This is a genomic window from Paenibacillus sp. J22R3 (assembly GCF_056269305.1).
Genome location: NZ_JBWDNS010000008.1, coordinates 103,714 through 125,287, shown reverse-complemented (window position 1 = coordinate 125,287; position 21,574 = coordinate 103,714). Strand labels below are relative to the sequence as shown.

The following is a 21,574-nucleotide window of genomic DNA, read 5'->3' as shown; positions in this document are numbered from 1 at the left end:
TTATTCTACAAAATAGGTATAATTTCCTTCTATTTCAATGTGTTTTTTAAGCACAAACATCATGCAGCGTGGAGTAGGTAGTTTATCCCACTCAAACTGTGGAGACGATTTATGGGGTTCGTGATGGTAGTGCAGGTAAAATAAATTTTCTTCTCTTCTTCTTCCAGTTTCCGCTGCCATTTGTGCAACAGTTTTTTCAGCTAGCTCAACCTTCTGCTCTTTAGCATATGTAACACCTTTGTTGTATAGCTCTTTCTCTTCTTTCGTAAGCTCTGACGAATCAACTACATCTTTACTTAGTTCTTCATTGTACACTTGCTCTTTGATAGGCGTATTGTTGCAAGCTTCCCCCTTAACGGTATGCATAGAAAGAGACGGCCTTTAGAAGCACCGTCTTATTTCCATTAGATGCATGCGGTTTGCTTTATGGTCGTACATCGATGCGTACACTGTTTACAGGGTCAGTAACTACAAGAATGAAAAGATGATCGACTTGATAACCACCAGCTACAACTTTAATTTCATCTTGTGGAAAGCCAGATGGATAATTGCTGAATACGAACGTAAACCAGACACCTACTGATGTCTTCTTATCAGGGAAGGTCTGTAGATTTATATTTCCTATTGATCTCGCCCAATTTTCAACTTGACTTTTTATATAGGAGAAGTTATTAATGTATCTACTATATTCGTTAAAGTCCATTGAGCCGAATAGATATATCGTTCCATTATCCACTACTGAAGTCCATGTACCTAAAGAGAGTGTAGTAATATTAGTAGGTATATTGAATACGTTTTCGTTCAATGCTTCAGTGATGATTTTCCTTACCTCTTCGTCTGAAATACCAACGTTGCCTCCAACAGTATTGGTAGGCAATGTGGTTTGAATAGAATTTGGGAAAGCAGCGACAGCTATTTGATTAAATGATTTGCCTGCTACATCTTGCAGTAAAGCAGTAGCTTCATTAATTGAGATAGCGAAATTCAAATCCGCATTACTATCGTCGATGCCTGCACTTGTTATGCCAACGAGCTGCCCTTTCGTATTAAAAAGTGCACCACCTGAGCTGCCATGATCTATAGGGACACTAATTTGTATGTAGTCAATATTACTCTCTGTAAATATGTTGCTTACATTACCTTCAGAAACAGTGTTTTGAACTCCTCTAGGACTCCCTATGGCTACAACCTTGTCTCCCTTAGCTAGTTCTGTTGGATCGCCTATCTCAACAGCCTTCCAGACATCATAATTTACCCTTAGCTTGATAATTGCTAAATCAACGCTCTTGTCAGAAGAAACAACACCAGCAATCTCATATGTACTGTTCTTGATGTCTCTTACTGTTCCGCTTGTAGCACCTTCGATTACGTGATAGTTTGTCAGAAATAATCCGTGGCCTAAGCTAACTGCGCTTCCCTGTCCATTGTCCATCTCCACCATTACTACATTCCCATCATTCTTTGCTGTGTTCTGCTTTGTTGTAAGCTCAGATGTTGTAGTTGGCGTTGTTTCTACTGGCACAGAAGGCTCAGGTTGCTGATCTTCAAGAACCAACGTAGGGTGTGGTGAATCAACATAGATTGCTTTTGCTGCTTTATCTACCTCAAGGTTACACTGCATTGCCTCACCGACAAACCTTAACGGTATGTAAGTAATATTGTTGATTATTTCAGGAGCTACAGGTATTGCTTGAATCTTGCCATTCAGGAAGGCTCGCTTTGTTCCAACAGTCAAATTAATTGTTGTCGTTAAGCTAACAGCAGCAATGGTCTTGTCTTTCGGGTTGTAGAACACTTCGAAGCCCATAGCTTTTAGCAAGCTTTTAAAGGGAACAATTGTAGAGCCGTTTTTCACTATTGCGTTTGTAGCGACTACTTTTCCATCTAGTATTACTGAATAAAAAGTTGTTGATGCGACAGTAGCAGCACTTACATTGCTGACGCCTAGAAACATAAATGCGAGTAGAATGATGGCGATAAAAGATTTTCTCAAATTAGTCCATTCCTCCCCTATAAGATCACCTTGAATTTGATAAGTTGGAAGCAGATATGGATGAAAAAAATGCAAACAAATGTCCTTCAGCGAAATGCTTCTCTACTCTTCTAGTTTTCAAAAAAATGGTATATTTATAATAATCCGACTTCACAATTATAATTCGAAATACCCATAAAAGGTGAATAAATAAACCGACAAAATGACCTACTTAATTGTCGTATAATATCGGTAAATGTCATATTTAGAATGTATGATGGTGGGCGTAACCCGATTCCCTTGGATTGTCTTGAGACTGGCCGCCGCCATTTGCTCCGACAAATAAGTTGAAAGGCTTGTTAAGCTGTAAATGAGCGTATGGATTGCAAATGTCTCATACAGCTCCAAGTGCAGCAGTAACTTGAAAAAGATTTTTGAAGCCGGCAGCTAAAGAAGGAGCGGGATGTGAGTGACTTTGTTGATGTGGTATTTGAGCCGATTGATTCTGACGAGGTTTAAGATACTGATCCTGCCTTTTGGCTTAATGAAAAACGGAGCAGCTGCCGCCGGCATCTGCTCCTGTTCGTTCAACTTTCGTTAATAGATTTCAAGTAAGACAATAGGTTACTCAAGAAGACCAAGATTGGTGCAGAGCCGCTCAATCTTATTCTTCAAGAACATGTAGTTTCTTTTTTTGTTTTACGACGGTCTAGGATAATTGTTGGCAAGAAAGCTATGGCTAAAACAAACCCAACTAATCCTATCACCCAAAACTTCACATCTTCCCAATACAGTCCATTACTCTCATTCAATGCGGCCTCTAAAGCCTCAGGGCCAGAAATGAAATATTGTACATGTTCCTACAATGAGAGCAACCATAATACCAACCACAAATAATAATAATTTAATTGGATTCTCCATGTTGTTATCCCCTAAATAGTTTATTTTTAGCTTCAGTTCTCGTTATATCTAGTCCATTGATCAGGAAACACATATTTACCATTACATACCTTGACGACCACAGCATCATCCTTCGGATCGATAACACGAATGACGGCGTGTGAATGTTTGTTCAGCTCACAGAAATTAAAAATATCTTGTATTTCAATTAATTTTACAGGAGATCCGTATCGTTCTTGTTCGTCATAGCAATAGATATGGTATGTTCCGGGTTCATCACTATCTGGTTCGTCCTTTATTGAAGAGGAGTCAAAAACGTTTTGGTTTGTACCTTTCGATGGATGCTCTAGAGGGTTACTTTTTGAATAATCCGGACCTTCCCAGTAGTAGGCACATGGACCACACTCCCGTGTGGCGTACCAGTAGCCGATTGAACCATCGTACTCCCACTCTTCGATTTTATTTAGACAATTACAATTGGTTTTCATGTTCGGTCTCCATTAATCTGATATTTTTTCTATGGAAAGGGTCCTCTTTTAATATTTCATCATTCTGAGTGCAGTTACGGTACTCTTGCTGATCTGGATATCGTCATCGTCTAGGTGGAAAAAGTTTTCGCTGTAATCTTTAGGGGATGTCTCTACAAGGTGAAAAAAAGTGCTTTTCTGATTGTCATATGCGTCAAGGCGATACATTACAAATGTCCCTTTGTAGACAATCCGCTTATAGGGAATCGGCGGCAGAATTTGTGCGTATAGTTCGTCCATTTGAAGTTCGAAACTTACTTCGTCCAGCTCCCGATAATTGAACAGCTTTAGTTGCTTCACATCAGACAATGCCGGTCTTTGACTCACTCTACCGTAAAATGTAATGATGTTCATGTGATCCCCTTCTTGCTCGTAAAAGAATACGATATCGTTGTCGATAAGGCCGCAGTCCTTTGATAAGAGCTCAATTCTGCCGAGGCGAAAGCACATAATCGATAGCAGGTCGGCAAGATCACCATCAGAGACGTTCGACGGACCCACGCGAGTATCCCAGCGCTTGCGTGCATGGTATGAGAGCTTCAGCTGCTTAATACCGGTTTTTTCAATTATCCGGAGATTCCGATCGCAATTTGTGTTGAGGGCTTTAATATATGCCTCGACATATGCAATTTCAAGGTCGTTTGGTAGGAATTGAAACGTCATTTGCTCAATGACTTCGACTCGCTTTCCGCCTCCACGTTCCATGGATCGAGACATGTTCTTTTCCTCCTTTAGCGTTAGTCTGTATGCAGACTAAGCAACCTCTTGGTCTGATTCGATCACGCAGCTCGAAAGCCCTTCACTCATAATAATTAGATTTAATTCGAATTTTTTAAGTTGATATCCTGCTTTATGCAGCAACTTCAGAAGTGAGGATCGGAGCATTTTGGGGTGATTCTCCCGGATCAACGTAATGGCCTCTTGATCAACACGCGGCACGTTGTTGTTGATGATACCCTTGATTTTCCTCTTCCGCTCTTCGCTGACTTCCGAATCCGGCTTTATGGAGTATTGTTCTACTTTTACGGCATACATACCCTTTTCAACCTTCACGAGAATGCCGAGTTCTACCATACGTGTAATCGTATTGCGGAAATAACGGCTTTTTTTCTGGATTTGTTCCCGTATGTGATGTAGCTCGTGGCCTGCTTTTATAGCTTCGACAATCTCTGCTTCAAGTGCTCTCAAATGGATCATAAAGATTCCTCCTTATATTATTGGTTTCATTTGGTTAATCCTAGCACGACATAGAGATGCTTTCATTTTTTTAAATACCTAGATTAAGCGGCGTTAAAAAAAAAGCACTTCTGGGCAGGATAAATCCTGCAACCAGAAGTGCTTCTTCGGTCTGTTCCGCTCATATGAATCGCTATTTCTAATTATCTGTTTTATAGAAGTTCGTGTCAACAAAATTCATTTATGTTATCGAAACAATACCGAATATTGTTTGGTTCAAACAATTAAGGCATGTTATGATATTAGTAAATTAAGTTAGCTTGAGGGCTCGGAAGCACCGCAGCCTGGACGACGCAATTCGTCTGGGATTCGGTGCTTTTTTTGTTGCTTAGACAATTAAGCCTTATCATATTTCCATCATTCGGAGAGAGCGTTGGGTGAAAACAATGAATGTGGAGTACGAGTCTGATCAAAAATGGGATTATTCAGAAGTTATAGGCGCTTACAATCCCGGTGTAATCGCGGATATCCAACTCCTGATCAGGGTTATCGAAGAAAAGGATTCATATACTTGGTCGCACTCAATCAACGTAGCCAATTACGCATACAGTTTGGCAGAAATGTTTTCACTAAGCAGCGAGCTCAAGGACATAATCTATGTGGGAGCCTTGCTCCACGATATTGGTAAAATTGAGATCCCCGATCTAATCCTGAAAAAGACGAGTACCCTTTCGCCTGATGAATGGGCGATCATGAAGTCACATCCGAGAGTCGGGTACAATGTCCTCAAAAGTTATGATCATTTGATGAGACTCGGGATCTCAGATATCGTTTTGCACCATCACGAACGATATGATGGTAAGGGGTATCCCGATGGATTAGCTGGAGAAGAAATCTCTTTGGCAGCGAGGATCGTGGCAGTGGCTGATTGCTTTGATGCAATGACTTCAAAGAGAGTCTATCGGAACGCCATGGATAGAGCTACAGCTGCGAATGAGATATTAAATAATGCGTACACGCAGTTTGATCCACAAGCAGCCAGGCTATTTGTAGATTTCATCTCAGGAGATCATATTCAATCTCCACCGTACCATCTTCAACGAGCTCTACTGCTCCGAAGACAAAAAACCTCTTAGCGAATATGCTAAGAGGTTTTTTTTAGTCTATAGGTGGCGGCAACAAATCATTTAAAATAAGTGGAATCCTCGGTAGTTCGGACTCTTCAAAGTTTTTCTGTGTGCGACATATCAGATTTTGTTCTCCGGGAACTTTATACTTTAGGTATTCTAGCGCAATCATGCCCTTGTCATAGTTCGAGGTTTCATGATCGGCCTCCGTTTCCTCTGTTGCTTTCTTGAGTTCCAGAATAAATAGTTCGAGCTTCCCTGAAGCTTCATAGTATTTCGCCTTCAAGTATCTTGTTTTTGCATTATTGTGCCTTAAACTGTACATTGCCTCAAGTAGTTGTTTTGATCGTTCTAAGTTTCCCGTAACTATGCTCTGCTCGATCGTTGAATTCCATATTTTATGGTACAAAGGGTTTTGTTTGCAGGTTTCCCCGCAAGGATGATTTCCTTCTATAATGATATTCTCTAGCGCTTTCAATATCCCATGGTATTCCTGGGGCCTCTTCAGTATAAAGGCATGCTGCGCTAAAAGCGCCTTTGTTAAGAGCTTGGTGTTGTTCTTTAGGCGGAAGTCCCTAATTGCATCGTATAGACAAATTTCCGACCCGCGCCAGTCCGCACGATAGAAAAGGATAATGGATTTGAGGTATTTGATATGTGACTCAAGACCAAGTCCATCGGAATTTGAAAATTCTAGTGCCTTTTCGGCCATAGTGTTGGCTGCCCAATATTGGAGCGATGCAGTATAAAAAATGGCTAGGTTATAATAAATAATTCCCTTGAAACGATCAAAATGAGAAGGTTCATTCTCATATCCAGTCATGAGATCAAGTATCTTCTGGCTCTTTCGGATCGCAGAGCCAATCTCATCCATCTCATACAAAGTGCAAATGGAAGCGATAATCGCTTCTAGCATCGTTTTATTTGCTACTTTTTCGTAAGCGTTCAGAGCTTTTGCCTCAAGCTTCTCATATTGGCGCAATGCATTTTGTTTATCACCAGTGAGGCGGGAGTAGTCCCCCTTTGCCTTTAAGAGAAGCGGATAGTATTTATTATCTGGACTAATATCCGTATCAAGATTACGGATCATCTCGGAAACTTCGTTATAACGGCTAAGCAAAAGATAGCTGCGGATAGTTTCGATCTCCCGTTCAATTCGTTCGTCGTCTGGGGCATCCTTTTCAGTTGACGGGTTTAGGAGATCCCTTTGAGCAACACTGAGGGCTTCCGCGATTACTCGGATATCTTGAAGTTTTACTTTTTTATACTTTCCATTCTCGATATAGCTTAATTTAGATTGAGGTATTTTGGTCACTGAAGAAAGTTCAAATAGATTTATGTCCTTCTGATTCCGTACACGCTTTACGGCTTCCCCAACTTTCATGGGATCATATTTTTCTGGAGAAATTACTTGGTAGCGTTGAGAACTCACTGCCGATTGCCTCCTTTCTGAAAAATTTCCATATAGGACTATTATACTAACTGTATGAAATTAGGAGAATAGCTAATATATGAACTTTAGAAACTTATTTAATATACTTAAGGAGAATGGCGTCTCTAAGCAACGTTCAACAGTAACATTGCATTCACCTCTGTAATAGTGGTTGAACAGGGATATGAATATGCATTAAGAAAGAACCAGCCTTCATAAAGACCAGGCTGGTTCTATCGGGGTCCGGTTATGACCGGTTTTGGTGGGGCATAAGCGTGTCGAGATCCTCAAAACTCATCCCGAGCTCTGCTAATGCTTCAGCTTGCGCCAATATGTGCGATCTACTCCTGACTTGATTGAAATAATAATTAGCGCTGACTTTAGAACGCTGTCGAAGTGGGATCGAATCGGACATAGCTGCCCGACATAACAGCATCATCTCAGCGAGATTGACTGCTGCCTCATCTTTGTTCATAAATACCATGGGGTACTCAGTAACTTCATCCTCCAACTCATTTTCTGTGATGATAGCCATGGCGGCCGAATATTTAGAAAAGTCGATTCCGTTCATAGGGAATCCCTCCTGGTGGGTTGTTTGTTATCCTTATTATTCAATTGGTCAGGGCTGGATGCAAATTTAATAATGGTTAACTTGATTACCGGTTGAGGAATTTCCGTATTTCATGAGAATGTACGATACTACCCGGTTGATCTCTGGGGTACTGACAAACGGGGATACCAACCGTTTTTTGATGTTTCGATACTTGAAATACATGTCGCCTTTGCCGAGCAGCCCTTCGGCACCTGGCTCGTCAAGGACGACCATGCTTTCCCCCGTAGAGGTCACCATAAATGATATGCGAGTTGGAAGATTTGCCTTAATAGTTGGAGAAAATACCTTCGCAACGGGTCTTTGTGTGGCCAGAACCATGTGAATGCCGGCTGCGCGCGCTTCTTGGGATAATCGAATCACCATCGTCTCCAACTCTTTATCTTTAGCTGTCAACATCAAGGATGCAAACTCATCAATGACCAGAACGATGTATGCCATTTTCGGATGATCGGGTTCATCCAGCATAATCTTCGCGTTATATGCGTTGATGTTATTCACACGCATGTCCTTGAACATTTCGTATCTAGCTTCCATCTCTTCAATGACTGTAAAAATTGCGTCCTGAGCTTTATTCATGTCGGTAATGACCGGCATCATCAGATGAGGAAGGCTCTGGTAGGCTATCAACTCTACCCTTTTTGGATCTATGAACACAAATTTCAGTTCTTCGGGGGTATTCCCAAATAACAAGCTAACGATGGTGCTGTTTAAACAAACGGATTTACCCGACCCTGTCGTACCTGCAATAAGGAGGTGAGGCATTTCTGCAAGATTTGCAAAGACAGGCTTTCCATGTAGGTCGGTACCGACCGGGAAAGATAGACTCTCTTTCTTAGCCAAATATTCCTTGTGTTCAAGAAGACTCCTCAGATTTACAACATACGGGGTAGGACTCGGAACTTCAATTCCAATATGTTTCGTCCCTGGAATCGGAATCTGCATAGCGATCTTTTCCGCCTGCAGCGCCATTTGGAAATTTGCCTTGTAGGTACTGAATTTTTTCATGTTGATGTCCATCGTCTCGGGCAATAGCTCATACCGCGTGATAATCGGACCGTTTACGACATTCTTCACCTTAGCTGGTAGCTTCAAGGTATAACAGGTTGACTCGAGATCGCGGATCTGTTTATGTTGCTGCGGTGAAAGTTCCTTATCTTCTTCATCCGGAAGGAGTAACCGTGTAGGCAATTTAATAGCGTTCCAATTTGGAAATTTCCATTCGATCTTGCCGTTCTTCAATGAGATCACTGCATCAAACGTCTCGTGTTCCTTGCCTCGCTTTTTGAAGCCGGAGATAAGTGGTGTCTGCCCAGTCTCGAGCAGTTCAGCCATAATCTCTGCAGCAATCGTAACGCCAGAAATTAACTTATTGAATGTAAAGCGGCACCCTTCTGAATAACCAAGACAGCCGTAGAAGTTTCCACGGTCAACAATTTGACCTGCGGCGCACTCTGGACATTTCCCCAGATAGATTAAGGTAGTAGATCCGGAAGAATTGTTTCCCGCTTCGTGTGGTGTGTCTGCAGGTGCTTTATTTACCGGCTGTTTAGAGGGCTCGGATTGTGCTGCAGGACGCTGTGCGACTGCGGGAGTAGAAATTGGTGAAGTCTGCTGCTTTATTTTCGAATTTATAGGAGATTTTTTTGAATCAGTTTGCGTGCCTTTCGTCAGTTCGGCTTCATCCCATTCATTTAACGGCATGCGGGAAACGTTTTGTACGGATTCTTCAACAAGGGATCGCACTAGCTTCTTGATGTCCGCGACAAACTGGCTTCCCTGAGCTTTACCAGCTCCAATCTCGGAGAGATTCATCTCCCACTTTGCAGTCAATTCAGCACTTGTCAGATCGGAGTCTCCTAGGGCTTGTATCAATAGCCGGCCGAGTTTTGTTGGATAGACCAAATTGGAATTGATTTCAATGTATTTACGGGCTTTGAGTGTTTGTATGATTCCGGAGCGGGTTGCCTCAGTGCCTAGCCCATTGGATTGATTCAGTGCTTTCATCAGGTCCTTATCTTCGATCGTACGTCCGGCGCTTTTCATCAACGTAATCAAATTACCTTCCGTGTATCGTGGCGGCGCCGTTGTTTTCCCTTCACGGGTATCGGTCGAAGTAGCTGTGCCGATTTGATGCAGTGTAACAGGAGGGATTACGATATCTTCTTGCTCCTCTTCACTCGTTGCCTCTCCCCCATTGGAATAGTTGTAAACTGCTCGCCAGCCATCGCGAATGACTCGCTTCCCATTTGTTTTGAAGGAGAACCGATCGTCTATGTATGTGTGCAGTGTCGTCTTTTCGTCAATTGCTACCTCGTAATGAGCGGCTATCACTCTTCGAACGATCAAGTCATATATATTTCGCTCATCCTCGGTTAACGATTTCAGATCCGGTATCTTTTCAGTAGGCAGTAAGGCATAGTGATCCGATACCTTTTCTGCATTTACGAATCGCTTGTTACCGATTAGAGATTTTATGGGTGCTGGTACGAAGTTCCGATACGGTTCAAGTTGTCCCAGTTGTTCCAGGATGTTCTGAAGCGGAATGGCGTCATCTTCCGTGATATAATTCGAATCGGTTCGTGGATAGGTGATGAATTCGGCAAGATAGAGCGATTGCAGCGCTGCATCCGTTTGCTTCGGAGAATACTTGAACAACTTGTTCGCTTCAGTCTGGATTGACGACATGCTGAAGAGTTGTGGAGGCAATACCTCTACCTGATTGATTTCAATGCGTTCAACTTTTGCCTGCTTGCCCATACAGTGTTGTGCAAGCGCGTGCGCTTTATCCTGGTCCTCGAGCCGATCTCGATCACCAGAGTACCACTTGCCCCGATAATTTGTGCCTTGAATATTAAAGTCTGCATACACTTCCCAAAATGGCTTTGAAACGAAGTTTTCCCGCTCCAGTTCAAGCTTGACAATCAAACTGAGCAAAGAAGTTTGTACCCGGCCGACGCTGAATACGTGACCGTTGTATTTTTTCTCCTTCATTTTAATGGTGTAGGCCCGGGAGAGATTCATCCCGACAAGCCAATCCGCTTTTTGCCGCGCATCAGCTTCATAATATAGTCCGATTTTGGCTTCCTCGGGCAGCAGCTCGCTGAACGCTTTTTTAACGCCTGTCTTTGTGAGTGACTTCGCCCAAAGGCGCTTCACAGGCTTTCGATTTCCGGCTAACTTTGTAATGGTGTGAAAAATAAGAGATCCCTCCCTAGCGGGATCGCAGGCGTTAATCAGATCGGTTACTTGCGTGTCATGGACCAATGACTTGATTTTGCTAAACAGCTTCGCCTTCTCTTTTGTAACCGTATATTGGAATTGTTCCGGAATGATAGGAAGGTCTTCAAACTGCCACTTCTCGAATTTCGGATCGTACTTCTCCGGATTGTTCAGCTCTACCAAATGGCCGGCCGCCCATGCTACGAATCCTCCTTTCGGGAATTCTGGGCATGGTTCGATTTCGAAGCAGCCGTCTTTCTCTCTATGTGGGAAAGGCGCTGCCAACTTGCTTGCTTGATCTCTCTTTTCTGCGATGACGAGTTTCATATTTTGCCTCCTTTAAACAGAAAAAACACTTCACCCGTGGTTACGGTGAAGTGCTTCTCCATCCCTGACTATGTATTATCTTTCCAGTAATTATAGCACATTATGAGTCTTGTATGGTATAATTGACCTAATTTAAAGTTTAGCACCTTCGCGGAAGCACCGCCGAAGTCACAGGGAAATCCTGTGACTTTTTTTATTAATCTCATTAACTATAGGAGGAAATCAATGGGCGCACCAGCTATCGTTTTACCAGTAACCCTGTACGTTTCAAGGTGTTATGACTTTACGCAGCGAGAATCGGAAATCTACAATATTCTGATCATGAACGGTTATTCCAATAAAGAGATAGCGGATACGTTGGATATAAGCGAAAGAACCGTAAGAAACCACATCCAAAGGATGATGGAAAAGACGGGGAGCGATTCATCTAAAAAAATGATGGCGATCGGAATTCAAGCTGCTTCAATTTACGCCGTTGAAGGAGGAAGAGAATATGAATCATTTCGTGCAGAAAAGGAAGATCACCGAGCAATTTGCTGAGGGCCTTGAAGTTATCGATATTGATTCTGAAATAATACCTTGGTGCGGGCATGTTCCCCAGATATCCTCTCTCTCTCTGATCTTGAGAAAATTATATTCAGCAAATTAGGTAAGTAAAGAAGAGTGAGCTCGCGAAGAACGTGCTCACTCTTTTAATTATGGCTATGTTAATTCTTAATGTTGATTTTCAGCCAAAAATAAAACCGCCTCGTAAAGGGCGGTTTTATTAAGCTATCGTTCCTCGTTAGTGGAATAATCCGAACTCTTACCTATGGGACGTTTCACTGTAAAGTATCTTTGTACATCCCCTCATATTCATGATTTTTTTTCAATCGGTATTAATACCTCTGCTGGTTCTTCCCCATTACTGAAGAAGTTATAGTAGATTTCTATCTGGCATGCTCCATATAGTCTATGACTATAATTGTTCTCTTCCATCCATCTGAACAACTCCTCATAGCCCTCCCCTATTGAATTATTCGTACATAATATTTTGACGTACTTTGTCTCAGGTAAAGTGAAAGAGACCATACCTGGAGGATTTAGCTCCACTAATTTATCCACTTCTAAACATGCAAAATATGTTGCAATTATCCCATTACACATGCCAGGGCAAAATACAGTATCGTAACTATTAGCATTTTGTATCCGCTTTAGAGTACCTCCAAACACGCATTCTGTTCGTAATTGACGGTGCAGCAGGAACTGTCACTAATCCGCCAACCACCCCCGCGACACCTTCTAAACCGGTCTATTACGCGAATTGTGCTGCCGTAAAAGCCGCGGGCAAGGCACCGCTATACAAAGGTCAGCCCGGATATAGTACCCAGTTGGACCGTGACGGCGATGGTGTAGCCTGTGAAAATTAATTAAACAAAAAGCTATTCAACAAAAAAACGTAAAAACAGGCTGCTGGATCAAACTTGCCCGGCAGCCTTCTTTATGTCTTTTGAGCTATCGTTCTCCGTTAGCTCAACAGGCTGCCGTTAATGCTGGCAGCTGTTAATAACGCTCTTGTTCTCCGTTAGTCCATACTTTCGTCAGTTTTTCTAATTTATCGATCCAACATTAACTGAATAAAAACCCATATTTACTTTCTAAAGACTTTAATAATTCGAAGGTAATCTGACGAATACTTGCCAGTTCTACTCCATATACATCTTTACCTTCGTGATAAACATTTAATGAGTTTCCTCTGGTGAACTCAGAATAAGGGGTACTTAATTTAGAATCAACGTGAGCTCCACCGTCTTGGTTAGCTACAGTTGTAATCAGTTTCTTTCGTGTGAATTGGTTTTTCCCATCAGTTAACACATTGATACCTTCCCACCAAGTATTGAATGTAACCCACGGTCTTTCCTTTCTTTTATCACTTAAATTATCAAGAGGAGCATAGTATTCTGTACGTCCTCCACCGTCTGTTGTCGTTCTCCTCCCAGTTAAGCCAAAAGGACTGTTTGGTATTACAGTATTAAAATAGTAAATTTTGTCCTTTGTGCCTAAGTGGGTCAGTAAAGATGTAGAACTTGTAGTATCATGTAACAACACTCTAATTGTCACAGCCATTTGCTTAGCTTCAATCGCAAACCCCTTATCAAAACCTTCGCTTGAACGCCGAAGAAAATAAAGTTGCTCAGATAAGTGCTTTATATAATCAGACTCGGATAGTTTCAACGATAATCCCCCGCATACCTTTTAAGAATATTTTATAATACCCAATTAATTTATGGAATAGCAAAGTGATTCCACTATGCTGCCCGTTAGCTCAACAGTAAGCCATCAGTCGAAGTCGGGCGTTCGTATCCTTCACAGAAAACAAGCATGAAGACACCAACATGTTTTTCTTATTCGACGCTGTGTTCTCATACTGCTTGGCGTCGATATATCGGAACCACGCCAAATAATGTTCCAAATATTTGGTTGCCACCCCGTTGAAACGGTCCATCCATTTCTTCAGACGGCTACGGTAGCTGTTGACGTTCTGGATATGATAAACAACCTTTTACGCGCTGTTTCCCATCGGAATAATGGCGTATTGCCGTCGTTGTATTAATAGGCGATGAGATTGAGAAAATGAAGATACTGCTCCTCATTAAGCATTCCGTATAGCTGCCAGAAATCCAACTCATCTCTAGTGATTTTATCTGGGTTTGCGTGCCAATAATCTTGTTTGTTCATGATCTGGTAATCGTAGATGATCATATACTTTTCACCGGTTACTTGGAACATTCGGAGTTCTTCCGCTAGCTCGTCTTGGCTAATTTCAAACCAAGGCATGCTCTCATAGATACGATAGATTTTATCTCTTGTCCGGTAATATAGTTGATGCGTCACTGACGTTACAAATTGAGCCATAATTATCAGCGTTCTCCCTTCTTCTAAACAAGTTAATGTTTTAAATCTAAACAGCGCGTTTACCGAACAAATGCAGAATATTGCCCGTATATCTCATTACATCCTTCATTAACGAGCCCGTATTCTCCCCTTCGATCGGCTTAATCCGTTTACCTTCTGTGGTGAGACGATAATAAAAGGCGTTACGGCGGCGAGGATCATCCCAAGCCCCTATAACCCATCCTTCAGGCCCTTCGATAGCCCGCAGGAGCTGGTACAAGTACGCGTCATTCAGCTTCCATCGGTGTACCTGTTCCATCGTATCTAGGAACTGTTTGCCAGTCATGTTTTCCTGGTGTTCCAGCATGTCCATGAATAAATATCTCACTGTATGCTTAACGCTGATCATACGGTTCAGTAGCTTAATTTCCTCGTCATCCAACACCGGAGCGGGATGTGTAGGGTCTCCCTGAAGATAAAGTACGAAATGCTTAGTCATCTCGTACATTTTGTTCACCGTCTCAAGGTATGTGGTTTCGAACCATTTCAATTTCTGCCGGCCGGAATCCGTTAGCCCGAATGTTTTGTTGCGCTCGCGGGATTCTAGGTTAGCGATCCAGCCGAAAGACTCCATGGACTTCAGAACATCGTACATATGAGATAAAGCCCGTTTCTGGTCGAACGAGGCCAATTCAGCGTTCATCGCATCGATAAGGTCTTTGCTGCCGATTTCACCCTTTTCAAGTTGGTGAAAGACGATGAGATATAACAAGTCCACCTTGCTGATTCCAAGGCGATCCGGGGCATTTATCGCATTTTTCTTGATCGGCATTTTCCTAATTCCTCTCTTGCTGTGGCATTCTCTTCTGTACCAACTTTTTAATACACTCGAATGTCGTTCCCCGTCCGGCTAGGGTATGGCGTAGATTGTTCAATGACCCGGTAGTAATCTTTGAAGTGATTTAGGAACCGCTCCACTTCCTCGGGTGTTCCCTCAGCTCTGATTTTCAGCATGGCCATCCTCCCGTGTAACGACATTCTGGATGAGTCGGACCACATTGATACAGTCCGCAGATGCACGATGTGCGCCTACTCGATCTACATCGTAAGCATGCATTGCATCGCGCAGGCTGATCCAAGTAAAGTCTTTATGATAATGATTGTAGCTCATCATCACACGAGCAAACGTCTCCATGACGCATTCGGACATCAGGTGCGGCATCGATAATCCATGACGAATGCAATCGGCGATAATCCGGTTACGATCAAATACTTCATTATAGATCAGTAGTGTTTTCCCTTCGAGAAGGGGTTGTATGGCCCGCCATACTTCGGCCCATCCTGGGGCATTAATTAACATCTCATCAGAAATTCCGTGGACATTATTTGCTTCAGCTAATACCGGATCGAGGGGCTTTACGAGTGACTCGAAGAGAATGGTTTCGTCCAGGTCAATGATGGCGATCTCGATGATTTCCGCACCATCGCCGAAGATATTCGTTTCAACGTCGATAACGATATATTCATTTTTATGATGGAGCCAATCGGACATCCTCTGTATAGCCTGGATCTTTGTGTTATTGAGGAAGATTTCATGGCAGCAATAAGAGCATAATCCGTCTGAAAGATCCCACTTACTGCCCATTACTGATTTACAGCTTGTGCAGGTCCGATTGGCGATTTGAGCGGCTCTTGCTTTCTCAATGGCAGCCATTTGCTTATCAGTAGCCTTCTTGCGCGGAGTAGCCTCATGAACATTGTAAAGCTCTATGATTGAATTACTCGATCTTTGATAAACGGTGGCGCGGAGCGTTCCTGGAGAGAGCCCTTGGCTTCGCAGTGTCGTTTTACTCGCGTTTTCCTCCGGCACTTCCCTCCAGCCTGAAAAACGGAGAATGCCGTCATTTTTTTGTTCAGCACTCATCGCTCCCGCTCCCCTCTCCCTATAAACCCTACGTCTATATTACCAGCAGATAGGATAAGGTGTACATGGATTGGCATACTTCTACCTAGTCAACCGGCGGTATAGAACATAAAGAATGTGATGTTTTACGAAGAAGACGGATCTGCAGCAGCATCGATAAGGTTTTCGACTGCAGCAAGGTAATCAAACGGTCCTCGTCTACTCTTCTCGATGCGAATGGCATGTGCCTCGAGTTCGGATAATGGAATACTTTTCGATCCACGCAAGCCCGTTTCTCTCCGATTCCAATAAACTAGAAACGTATTGATCGGCATCAAATAGAATTGGTCCAATTCGGTAAACCAGAACAGGAAGAAACAGATTGCACCGTTACTCTCATGCCGTATCAGCCGCTCTACCTGGTGCTCTTCCACAATGTTCAACGGAAGAGACGTACTTATCTTGGTTGATTTTGCGTCGAACCAGATCGGGGACCCTCGGTAGGTCCCGGTGTAATCCACTGAGCTTTTTTTTGCGTAATAACCGTCTTTAATTCGTGATCCCTCCATACGGAGGACCGTAACCGGCGTCGGAATCTTCTCGATGGTGGCAATTCCTTTCGCTTCATAGGTTTGATTCACCCACTCGATCAACTCTTCAAAAGCCATCCCGCGGCCGCCGTAATTTACTACCGCTCTACGCGGTTGCTGGTTTCTCATCATATCTCACCTCTCCCCTATATTGTCGAGGAACTGGCGTACGGCCGGCAAGTTTGAAACACCCCTGTTTTTAATATGAACTTCTGAAAAATAGCCCATAGCATGGTACTGGAATGATAATAATCAAATAAGGAGGAAAAACCTGCCTTACAGCGAAAACGGATGCATAGCACAAGAATTCACTTTCATTGGAGGAGTCTTATATGTCTTATCTTAGTCTTAATATTATTGGTTTATCTCATCTATTTGTTAATGGACAGTTTGATATTATTAGAAGGTTCACCGCTGATATGGAAAATTCCATAAGAGATAAAGAAATAAAAATGATGGAATATGAAGAAATGAAGGTACAATTAACTCAACAAGAAATAGATGAGTTCTGGGCCTTCCATATTGGTGATCACAATGACATTAATCAAGAGTACCCGATTTTGTTAAGAAGCAATACTTTAACCAGCGCTTACAGTTACTTCGAGAAAGCGTTAATCGAAAATCATGAAATGCTAGCAGGTGCTGTTACTGCAGCTGCCCTTTTTCCAAATGTAACGAATTTAAAGAGTAGTTCAATTAAGAGTATGAATGTTAGCATTATTGAAAAAATGAAGAAGTGTTTTACGGACATCTCCTTTCCATTCCCAAGTGGGGTAGAGTGGGATAGAATATTACTTTATAAAGACATTAGGAACAACATAGTTCATAATGGTGGGATCATTAATAATCCTTCAGATCCAGCAGATAAAGCTATAATTGCAATTAATAATTTGGATTATGTGGATGTCTTCCCTGCTTCTGGACGAATATTTTTCGTTGAAGAATTCTCTGATGAAGTAATTGATACTATGCTTGGTTTTTACGAAAATTTCTTTCAAGAAATTCGCAACTATAAGCAAACGTATAATCTTTAGCAGCCTACAAGGCTGCTTTTTATTTTCATTAAACATACTGACCATCCATCTATTTGTAGCCTCTTTGTATCAGATGGGGTAGAGGCTGTACAACTGCTGAAGGACTATAAGCGGTGTAGAGCACTAGTCGCTACGCTCAAAAAAACACGAGGTTCGCATGCTTATCAACAGCCTCCACTCAACTCGAATTCCTCCCATCACACAACGTGTTAAGTGGAACAATGTGTCCCGCTCCTCCCTCACTTCGTCGGCCGACCGCCCTTTCCTTCCCCTTTTACCCGGTTTTGGTCCTGATTGCGCTAAGTCCGTGTCTAGTTACTCCCTTCAGATCTCCTCCTAGATCCGAGTCTAGTTCTGCATTTCGTTGGTGGGGGTGGGCGCGCGCGGCGCGACGAGAGGATGCCGGCGGTCCGACTAAAAATAGAAGAATTCTGCAACGGAATCTAAACCCGGGTTGGAAAGGGTAACCGAAAAACACACAGGCAAATTACGTAAAAGTGCGATCGAAAGAAGCATCCGGATGGCAGGAAAGGAGAAGGCAGCATGGATAGGAACGATGCGTTGTTCCACTTAACACGTTGTTTGTTGTGTGGAATATAGGAGCGGGTTCGGACTGCGATTTGGAGGTTTGTTGCGTAACGCTGAATGATGCCGCGTTACGCAACGTTATTCCACGTAACGCAACATTATTGTGGTTTATTCAGTCGTGGCGCGGGTTCTCTTGTTTCTATCCCGCATGAAATGAGGCTGCTACCGACGACACCTAAACCGGTTTATTTTCTGCGAATTGCGCTGCCGTAAAAAGCCGCGGGCAAGGCACCGTTATACAAAGGTCAGCCTGGCTATAGTACCCAGTTAGACCGTGACGGCGATGGTGTAGCCTGTGTAATTATCGCATCCCATGTCACGAATTTCTTCAGCAGCTCGCCCGCCTATTTTCTTAAGCATTTGCTGCAGTGCACTCCCTCGATTGACTCTTTCCCCATATCCTTTCCAAATTTTATTTATTACTCATTGTTTCTTAACCGTCTGCATTTTATTTTTCAGCTCAGATACAGCCCGCCTTATATCCTTTATTGTCCTCGTCAAACCGTCTGCCTTTTGGTTAAACTCTTCCGTTGCCTTGGTGAATTTCGGTAATTTGTCCTCCGTCATAATGTACCTCCTCCATGAGTTTTATCTACTTCAGCCTCCACAACGCCGCGTCATATGTATCAATTGGTTAACCAAGCTATAAAATGTTCAATTCTAGCGATGCTACAAATCAAGTATATGTCTTGCTTGATTCACGTCACCTTTTACATAGCGGGATAGTCTATTTGCTATACTTTCAGTTACCTTGCCGTGTTCGATTCGGACACCTTTTGACTTTGCGTATCGATCTAGTTTCGCCAGTGATCGTATATCATCCCATACATTTACTGAGACTCCATTGTTAAAGTGAACCATGTACTCCATAACGACTTTTGCATGGCTTACTTTTCCATAAGTCACTTTATAATGGCCGCCCGTCGTTATCCTTTCCGCCCTCTCCCAACTGATACTTTGATGCATCCAGGGCTTTACACGGATGACACCCGACTCATTCGTTGCTGTAAAGAAGAAGAACGAACTAACGAATATGACGGCTGTTGCCAGTATAAAAGTTCGTAGTACTTTCTTTCCGAAATTGTTTAAACTCAGTAGTCGGGATCTAATTAAGAAGATAGAAAGGACTACAAGCAGCAACGTTGTTTTACTTATAGGAGCAAATGGTGCATTAAATGTGAGGTAACCAAAATAACGCTAAACCAGTAAATATAATCCGTCTACTAAGAGATATAGCAGAATTGCAAATAACGTATAAAGTATCACTTTCCTTGGCAACATGTTCCCCTCTCTCTTTTAGCATTCAAGATTTATTTAAATACAACTCTAGTGGTTCTATGTTTATTCGATTTCATTCCTCCGCCAAGCTTGGATCTGCTGGTACAACTCAATTGCCCTTTGAAACGATTGTATCCATGTCATTGCGAACCGGCTTCTAGCAATCTTCTTACGACGTCGGATTATGAGGTTTGATATAATGGCCGGAAGCCAAAATAGAGTGGCCAAGATCGTGAAGCTTACTATTCCTTGCAAAGAATTTAGAAATTCTGACCAGGCTTGATCCCTTGCGTCCACGCATTTGATGCGAGCTTCAATCAACCACTTCCAAGATAGCATGAATCCCCATACCAAATAGCAGGCTCCGCTCCAGAGGATAATCTTTAATGCTGTATCCCACATGTCTTCCCCTTTCTGGACAAATCTCTGAGCAGTTGGTCCGTTTATTCATGGTCAAATAATCGATAAGCATCTTCCGAAATTTTCTTAGATATATCTCCAGCTTTCTGAGCCGCGTTTCCCACGACCTTATTCGCTTCTGTTAAACCCTTCCGTACATCGACATCAGGTTTTAGTGCTGCCACTTTCTGTTTGAGTTCTTCCGTTGAGGGAACAAGCGACTTTATCCCTTGCACAATCTTGATGGATTCCCCGACTGTTATAGGACGATCCAAGTTTGGGATAAGACCAATTTCATCCACTTTCCGCGCAATATATGAATCTTCCTCTACACCGAGGGCAAGTAGGGTCAAGCTGTGAATCTGTTCGTTGTTTATTAATTCACCATTCGGCTCTCTATTCATTAGAGCCTGTATGATCTGCTGCGTATTCTCATCCTTGCTGACTTCATAGATTTTATATCCCGTCATCAGCAATCGCGCTTCTGGATATAGCGTGAAAAGAAGTAGTTTAGCAAATTCTCCTTCTGTGGTAGGCACTGCTAACTGGGAAGATGTCTTCGTAATTCCCGCTTCTGCTAAGTTCTTTATCATGCTGTCAGCAACTGCAGGTTCCAATCCGGCATATGTTTCGGGGTTCCATACATGTCGTTTCGCCTTTTGTGCTTCTCGCTGCAGTTCTTCAAAGTACGGTGCCCAGGTGGTGTTCGGAGCAATTGTCATGACGCGCGCGTACCCCTCTGAAGCCAGAGTTGCGTTGAAAAACTCCCCGTTTACAAGGTGAACATACGCCAACATCCTCCCATATGGATCATCTGTTTTATCGTGAGTCACGTAGACTGTCTGGCCAAGTAAACGGCTCTTAGTGAATGCGGAAGCCGCCTTCCCGCCCGGCTCGATTCCAGCCTCTTTCGTGGACTCCGGAGTATTCACTCCAATAAGCCTTACCCTCTTCGTTGCTCCAGATTCGAATTGGACATCGCAAGTATCCCCATCGGCGCAATACTTTACCTTCCCCTTCTGGTAGGGCTTAGTGCTAATCGAAATTGTCTGGGTATTCTTGTCGTAGCCAATAAGGGTACCAAAGCTTTCGCTTACAAATCGGAGCGGGATGTAGGTGCTCTCTTCAATTATCTGGCCGGCTGATTCCATCATTATGTGTTTTCCATTCAATACTGCCCTATTCTCGCCCGGCTTCATTATCAGGCGTGTTCCTTTCTTTTCTGCGAGAACTGTTTCATGTTCCGCATCCCATTTCACCGTAATCCCCATAGCCTCTAAGACGGATCGGAGCGGGACCAACGTGGATCCGTTCTTAATAACCGATCGCTTCGACAACTTTACCCGCTTACCATTCAAATAAATGGGAGTATCGACCTTTTGAAAAGTATCGTCCACTGCTCCTGAATTCACCACGGCGGACTGTGCAGGGTTCTTACTGGAACTGTCCACTATCGCTTTTTTGACCGAATTTAGCTTAGCGCTGCTCGCTAGTTGCTCGTCTGCTTTACCCGCACCACCAGACGGAAAATAGAGTGTATAACTTGCTGCAACAAGGGCGATCCCTACTGCAATCACAGCAATCCGTTTCAATATCTTCCCTCCTTGAACGCAAA

The 21,574-nt window shown here is 42.9% G+C and carries 20 protein-coding genes and 2 pseudogenes; 5 read left to right on the top strand and 17 right to left on the bottom strand.

The features are described from left to right. The 5 genes from AC0YN4_RS27615 to AC0YN4_RS27595 all read right to left on the bottom strand — a co-directional run bounded on the left by AC0YN4_RS27615 (position 1) and on the right by AC0YN4_RS27595 (position 4,596). Complete coding sequence (locus AC0YN4_RS27615; RefSeq protein WP_475783964.1) at positions 1 to 366, bottom strand: hypothetical protein; 366 nt, start codon at positions 364 to 366, stop codon at positions 1 to 3. Positions 367 to 424: 58 nt separating this feature from the next. Continuing rightward, positions 425 to 1,993, bottom strand: a complete 1,569-nt coding sequence (locus AC0YN4_RS27610) for a trypsin-like peptidase domain-containing protein (RefSeq protein WP_475783965.1) — start codon at positions 1,991 to 1,993, stop codon at positions 425 to 427. 932 nt (positions 1,994 to 2,925) lie between these two features. Continuing rightward, entirely contained in the window at positions 2,926 to 3,360 is a 435-nt protein-coding gene (locus AC0YN4_RS27605; RefSeq protein WP_475783966.1) for a hypothetical protein, read from the bottom strand. A gap of 48 nt (positions 3,361 to 3,408) precedes the next feature. Beyond that, positions 3,409 to 4,116 carry a hypothetical protein gene (locus tag AC0YN4_RS27600; RefSeq protein ID WP_475783967.1) on the bottom strand — a complete coding sequence of 236 codons (708 nt, stop codon included), beginning with the start codon at positions 4,114 to 4,116 and terminating at the stop codon, positions 3,409 to 3,411. A gap of 36 nt (positions 4,117 to 4,152) precedes the next feature. Beyond that, on the bottom strand, positions 4,153 to 4,596 hold the full coding sequence (locus tag AC0YN4_RS27595; RefSeq protein ID WP_475783968.1) for a hypothetical protein: 444 nt from the start codon (positions 4,594 to 4,596) through the stop codon (positions 4,153 to 4,155). A 425-nt stretch (positions 4,597 to 5,021) separates the two neighbouring features. Here AC0YN4_RS27595 and AC0YN4_RS27590 point away from each other — a divergent pair, with 425 nt between their 5' ends. Beyond that, the gene (locus tag AC0YN4_RS27590) at positions 5,022 to 5,711 is read left to right on the top strand and encodes an HD-GYP domain-containing protein (RefSeq protein WP_475784039.1); all 690 of its coding nucleotides are present in this window, start codon (positions 5,022 to 5,024) and stop codon (positions 5,709 to 5,711) included. 22 nt (positions 5,712 to 5,733) lie between these two features. Here the strand turns inward: AC0YN4_RS27590 and AC0YN4_RS27585 are convergent, their stop codons facing one another. The 3 genes from AC0YN4_RS27585 to AC0YN4_RS27575 all read right to left on the bottom strand — a co-directional run bounded on the left by AC0YN4_RS27585 (position 5,734) and on the right by AC0YN4_RS27575 (position 11,293). Beyond that, entirely contained in the window at positions 5,734 to 7,134 is a 1,401-nt protein-coding gene (locus AC0YN4_RS27585) for a helix-turn-helix domain-containing protein (protein ID WP_475783969.1), read from the bottom strand. Positions 7,135 to 7,381: 247 nt separating this feature from the next. Further along, complete coding sequence (locus AC0YN4_RS27580; protein WP_475783970.1) at positions 7,382 to 7,705, bottom strand: hypothetical protein; 324 nt, start codon at positions 7,703 to 7,705, stop codon at positions 7,382 to 7,384. Positions 7,706 to 7,771: 66 nt separating this feature from the next. After that, the gene (locus tag AC0YN4_RS27575; RefSeq protein ID WP_475783971.1) at positions 7,772 to 11,293 is read right to left on the bottom strand and encodes a DNA topoisomerase 3; all 3,522 of its coding nucleotides are present in this window, start codon (positions 11,291 to 11,293) and stop codon (positions 7,772 to 7,774) included. Positions 11,294 to 11,518: 225 nt separating this feature from the next. Here AC0YN4_RS27575 and AC0YN4_RS27570 point away from each other — a divergent pair, with 225 nt between their 5' ends. Further along, positions 11,519 to 11,833, top strand: coding sequence for a helix-turn-helix domain-containing protein (locus AC0YN4_RS27570; RefSeq protein ID WP_475783972.1), 315 nt, complete (start codon positions 11,519 to 11,521; stop codon positions 11,831 to 11,833). A gap of 315 nt (positions 11,834 to 12,148) precedes the next feature. Here the strand turns inward: AC0YN4_RS27570 and AC0YN4_RS27565 are convergent, their stop codons facing one another. Continuing rightward, entirely contained in the window at positions 12,149 to 12,439 is a 291-nt protein-coding gene (locus AC0YN4_RS27565) for a GyrI-like domain-containing protein (RefSeq protein ID WP_475784040.1), read from the bottom strand. Between the two features lie 146 nt (positions 12,440 to 12,585). Between AC0YN4_RS27565 and AC0YN4_RS27560 the strand changes: the two are divergent. After that, a pseudogene (locus AC0YN4_RS27560) lies at positions 12,586 to 12,702 on the top strand (excalibur calcium-binding domain-containing protein); the annotation flags it as partial. 199 nt (positions 12,703 to 12,901) lie between these two features. On the opposite strand, the gene AC0YN4_RS27555 reads toward AC0YN4_RS27560, so the two are convergent. The 6 genes from AC0YN4_RS27555 to AC0YN4_RS27530 all read right to left on the bottom strand — a co-directional run bounded on the left by AC0YN4_RS27555 (position 12,902) and on the right by AC0YN4_RS27530 (position 16,792). Beyond that, positions 12,902 to 13,507 carry a hypothetical protein gene (locus AC0YN4_RS27555; RefSeq protein ID WP_475783973.1) on the bottom strand — a complete coding sequence of 202 codons (606 nt, stop codon included), beginning with the start codon at positions 13,505 to 13,507 and terminating at the stop codon, positions 12,902 to 12,904. A 375-nt stretch (positions 13,508 to 13,882) separates the two neighbouring features. After that, entirely contained in the window at positions 13,883 to 14,167 is a 285-nt protein-coding gene (locus AC0YN4_RS27550; protein ID WP_475837302.1) for a hypothetical protein, read from the bottom strand. Positions 14,168 to 14,234: 67 nt separating this feature from the next. Further along, on the bottom strand, positions 14,235 to 14,999 hold the full coding sequence (locus AC0YN4_RS27545; protein ID WP_475783975.1) for a hypothetical protein: 765 nt from the start codon (positions 14,997 to 14,999) through the stop codon (positions 14,235 to 14,237). Positions 15,000 to 15,046: 47 nt separating this feature from the next. Further along, positions 15,047 to 15,181 carry a DUF3970 family protein gene (locus AC0YN4_RS27540; RefSeq protein ID WP_475783976.1) on the bottom strand — a complete coding sequence of 45 codons (135 nt, stop codon included), beginning with the start codon at positions 15,179 to 15,181 and terminating at the stop codon, positions 15,047 to 15,049. Further along, a complete protein-coding gene (locus AC0YN4_RS27535) occupies positions 15,162 to 16,091 on the bottom strand; it encodes an exonuclease domain-containing protein (protein WP_475783977.1) in 930 nt (309 codons plus the stop codon). The genes AC0YN4_RS27540 and AC0YN4_RS27535 overlap by 20 nt, the downstream gene beginning before the upstream one ends. Before the next feature lie 125 nt (positions 16,092 to 16,216). Next, positions 16,217 to 16,792 (bottom strand): Holliday junction resolvase RecU, encoded by a 576-nt coding sequence (locus tag AC0YN4_RS27530; protein ID WP_475783978.1) that lies wholly within the window; start codon positions 16,790 to 16,792, stop codon positions 16,217 to 16,219. A 200-nt stretch (positions 16,793 to 16,992) separates the two neighbouring features. Between AC0YN4_RS27530 and AC0YN4_RS27525 the strand changes: the two genes are divergently transcribed. Further along, positions 16,993 to 17,694 carry a hypothetical protein gene (locus AC0YN4_RS27525; protein ID WP_475783979.1) on the top strand — a complete coding sequence of 234 codons (702 nt, stop codon included), beginning with the start codon at positions 16,993 to 16,995 and terminating at the stop codon, positions 17,692 to 17,694. A 785-nt stretch (positions 17,695 to 18,479) separates the two neighbouring features. After that, a pseudogene (locus tag AC0YN4_RS27520) lies at positions 18,480 to 18,579 on the top strand (excalibur calcium-binding domain-containing protein); the annotation flags it as partial. A gap of 126 nt (positions 18,580 to 18,705) precedes the next feature. Here AC0YN4_RS27520 and AC0YN4_RS27515 read toward each other — a convergent pair. Together AC0YN4_RS27515 and AC0YN4_RS27510 are read right to left on the bottom strand one after the other, a co-directional pair. Continuing rightward, the gene (locus AC0YN4_RS27515) at positions 18,706 to 18,849 is read right to left on the bottom strand and encodes a hypothetical protein (protein WP_475783980.1); all 144 of its coding nucleotides are present in this window, start codon (positions 18,847 to 18,849) and stop codon (positions 18,706 to 18,708) included. Positions 18,850 to 20,003: 1,154 nt separating this feature from the next. Then, a complete protein-coding gene (locus AC0YN4_RS27510) occupies positions 20,004 to 21,551 on the bottom strand; it encodes a stalk domain-containing protein (protein WP_475783981.1) in 1,548 nt (515 codons plus the stop codon). Positions 21,552 to 21,574: the final 23 nt, after the last annotated feature.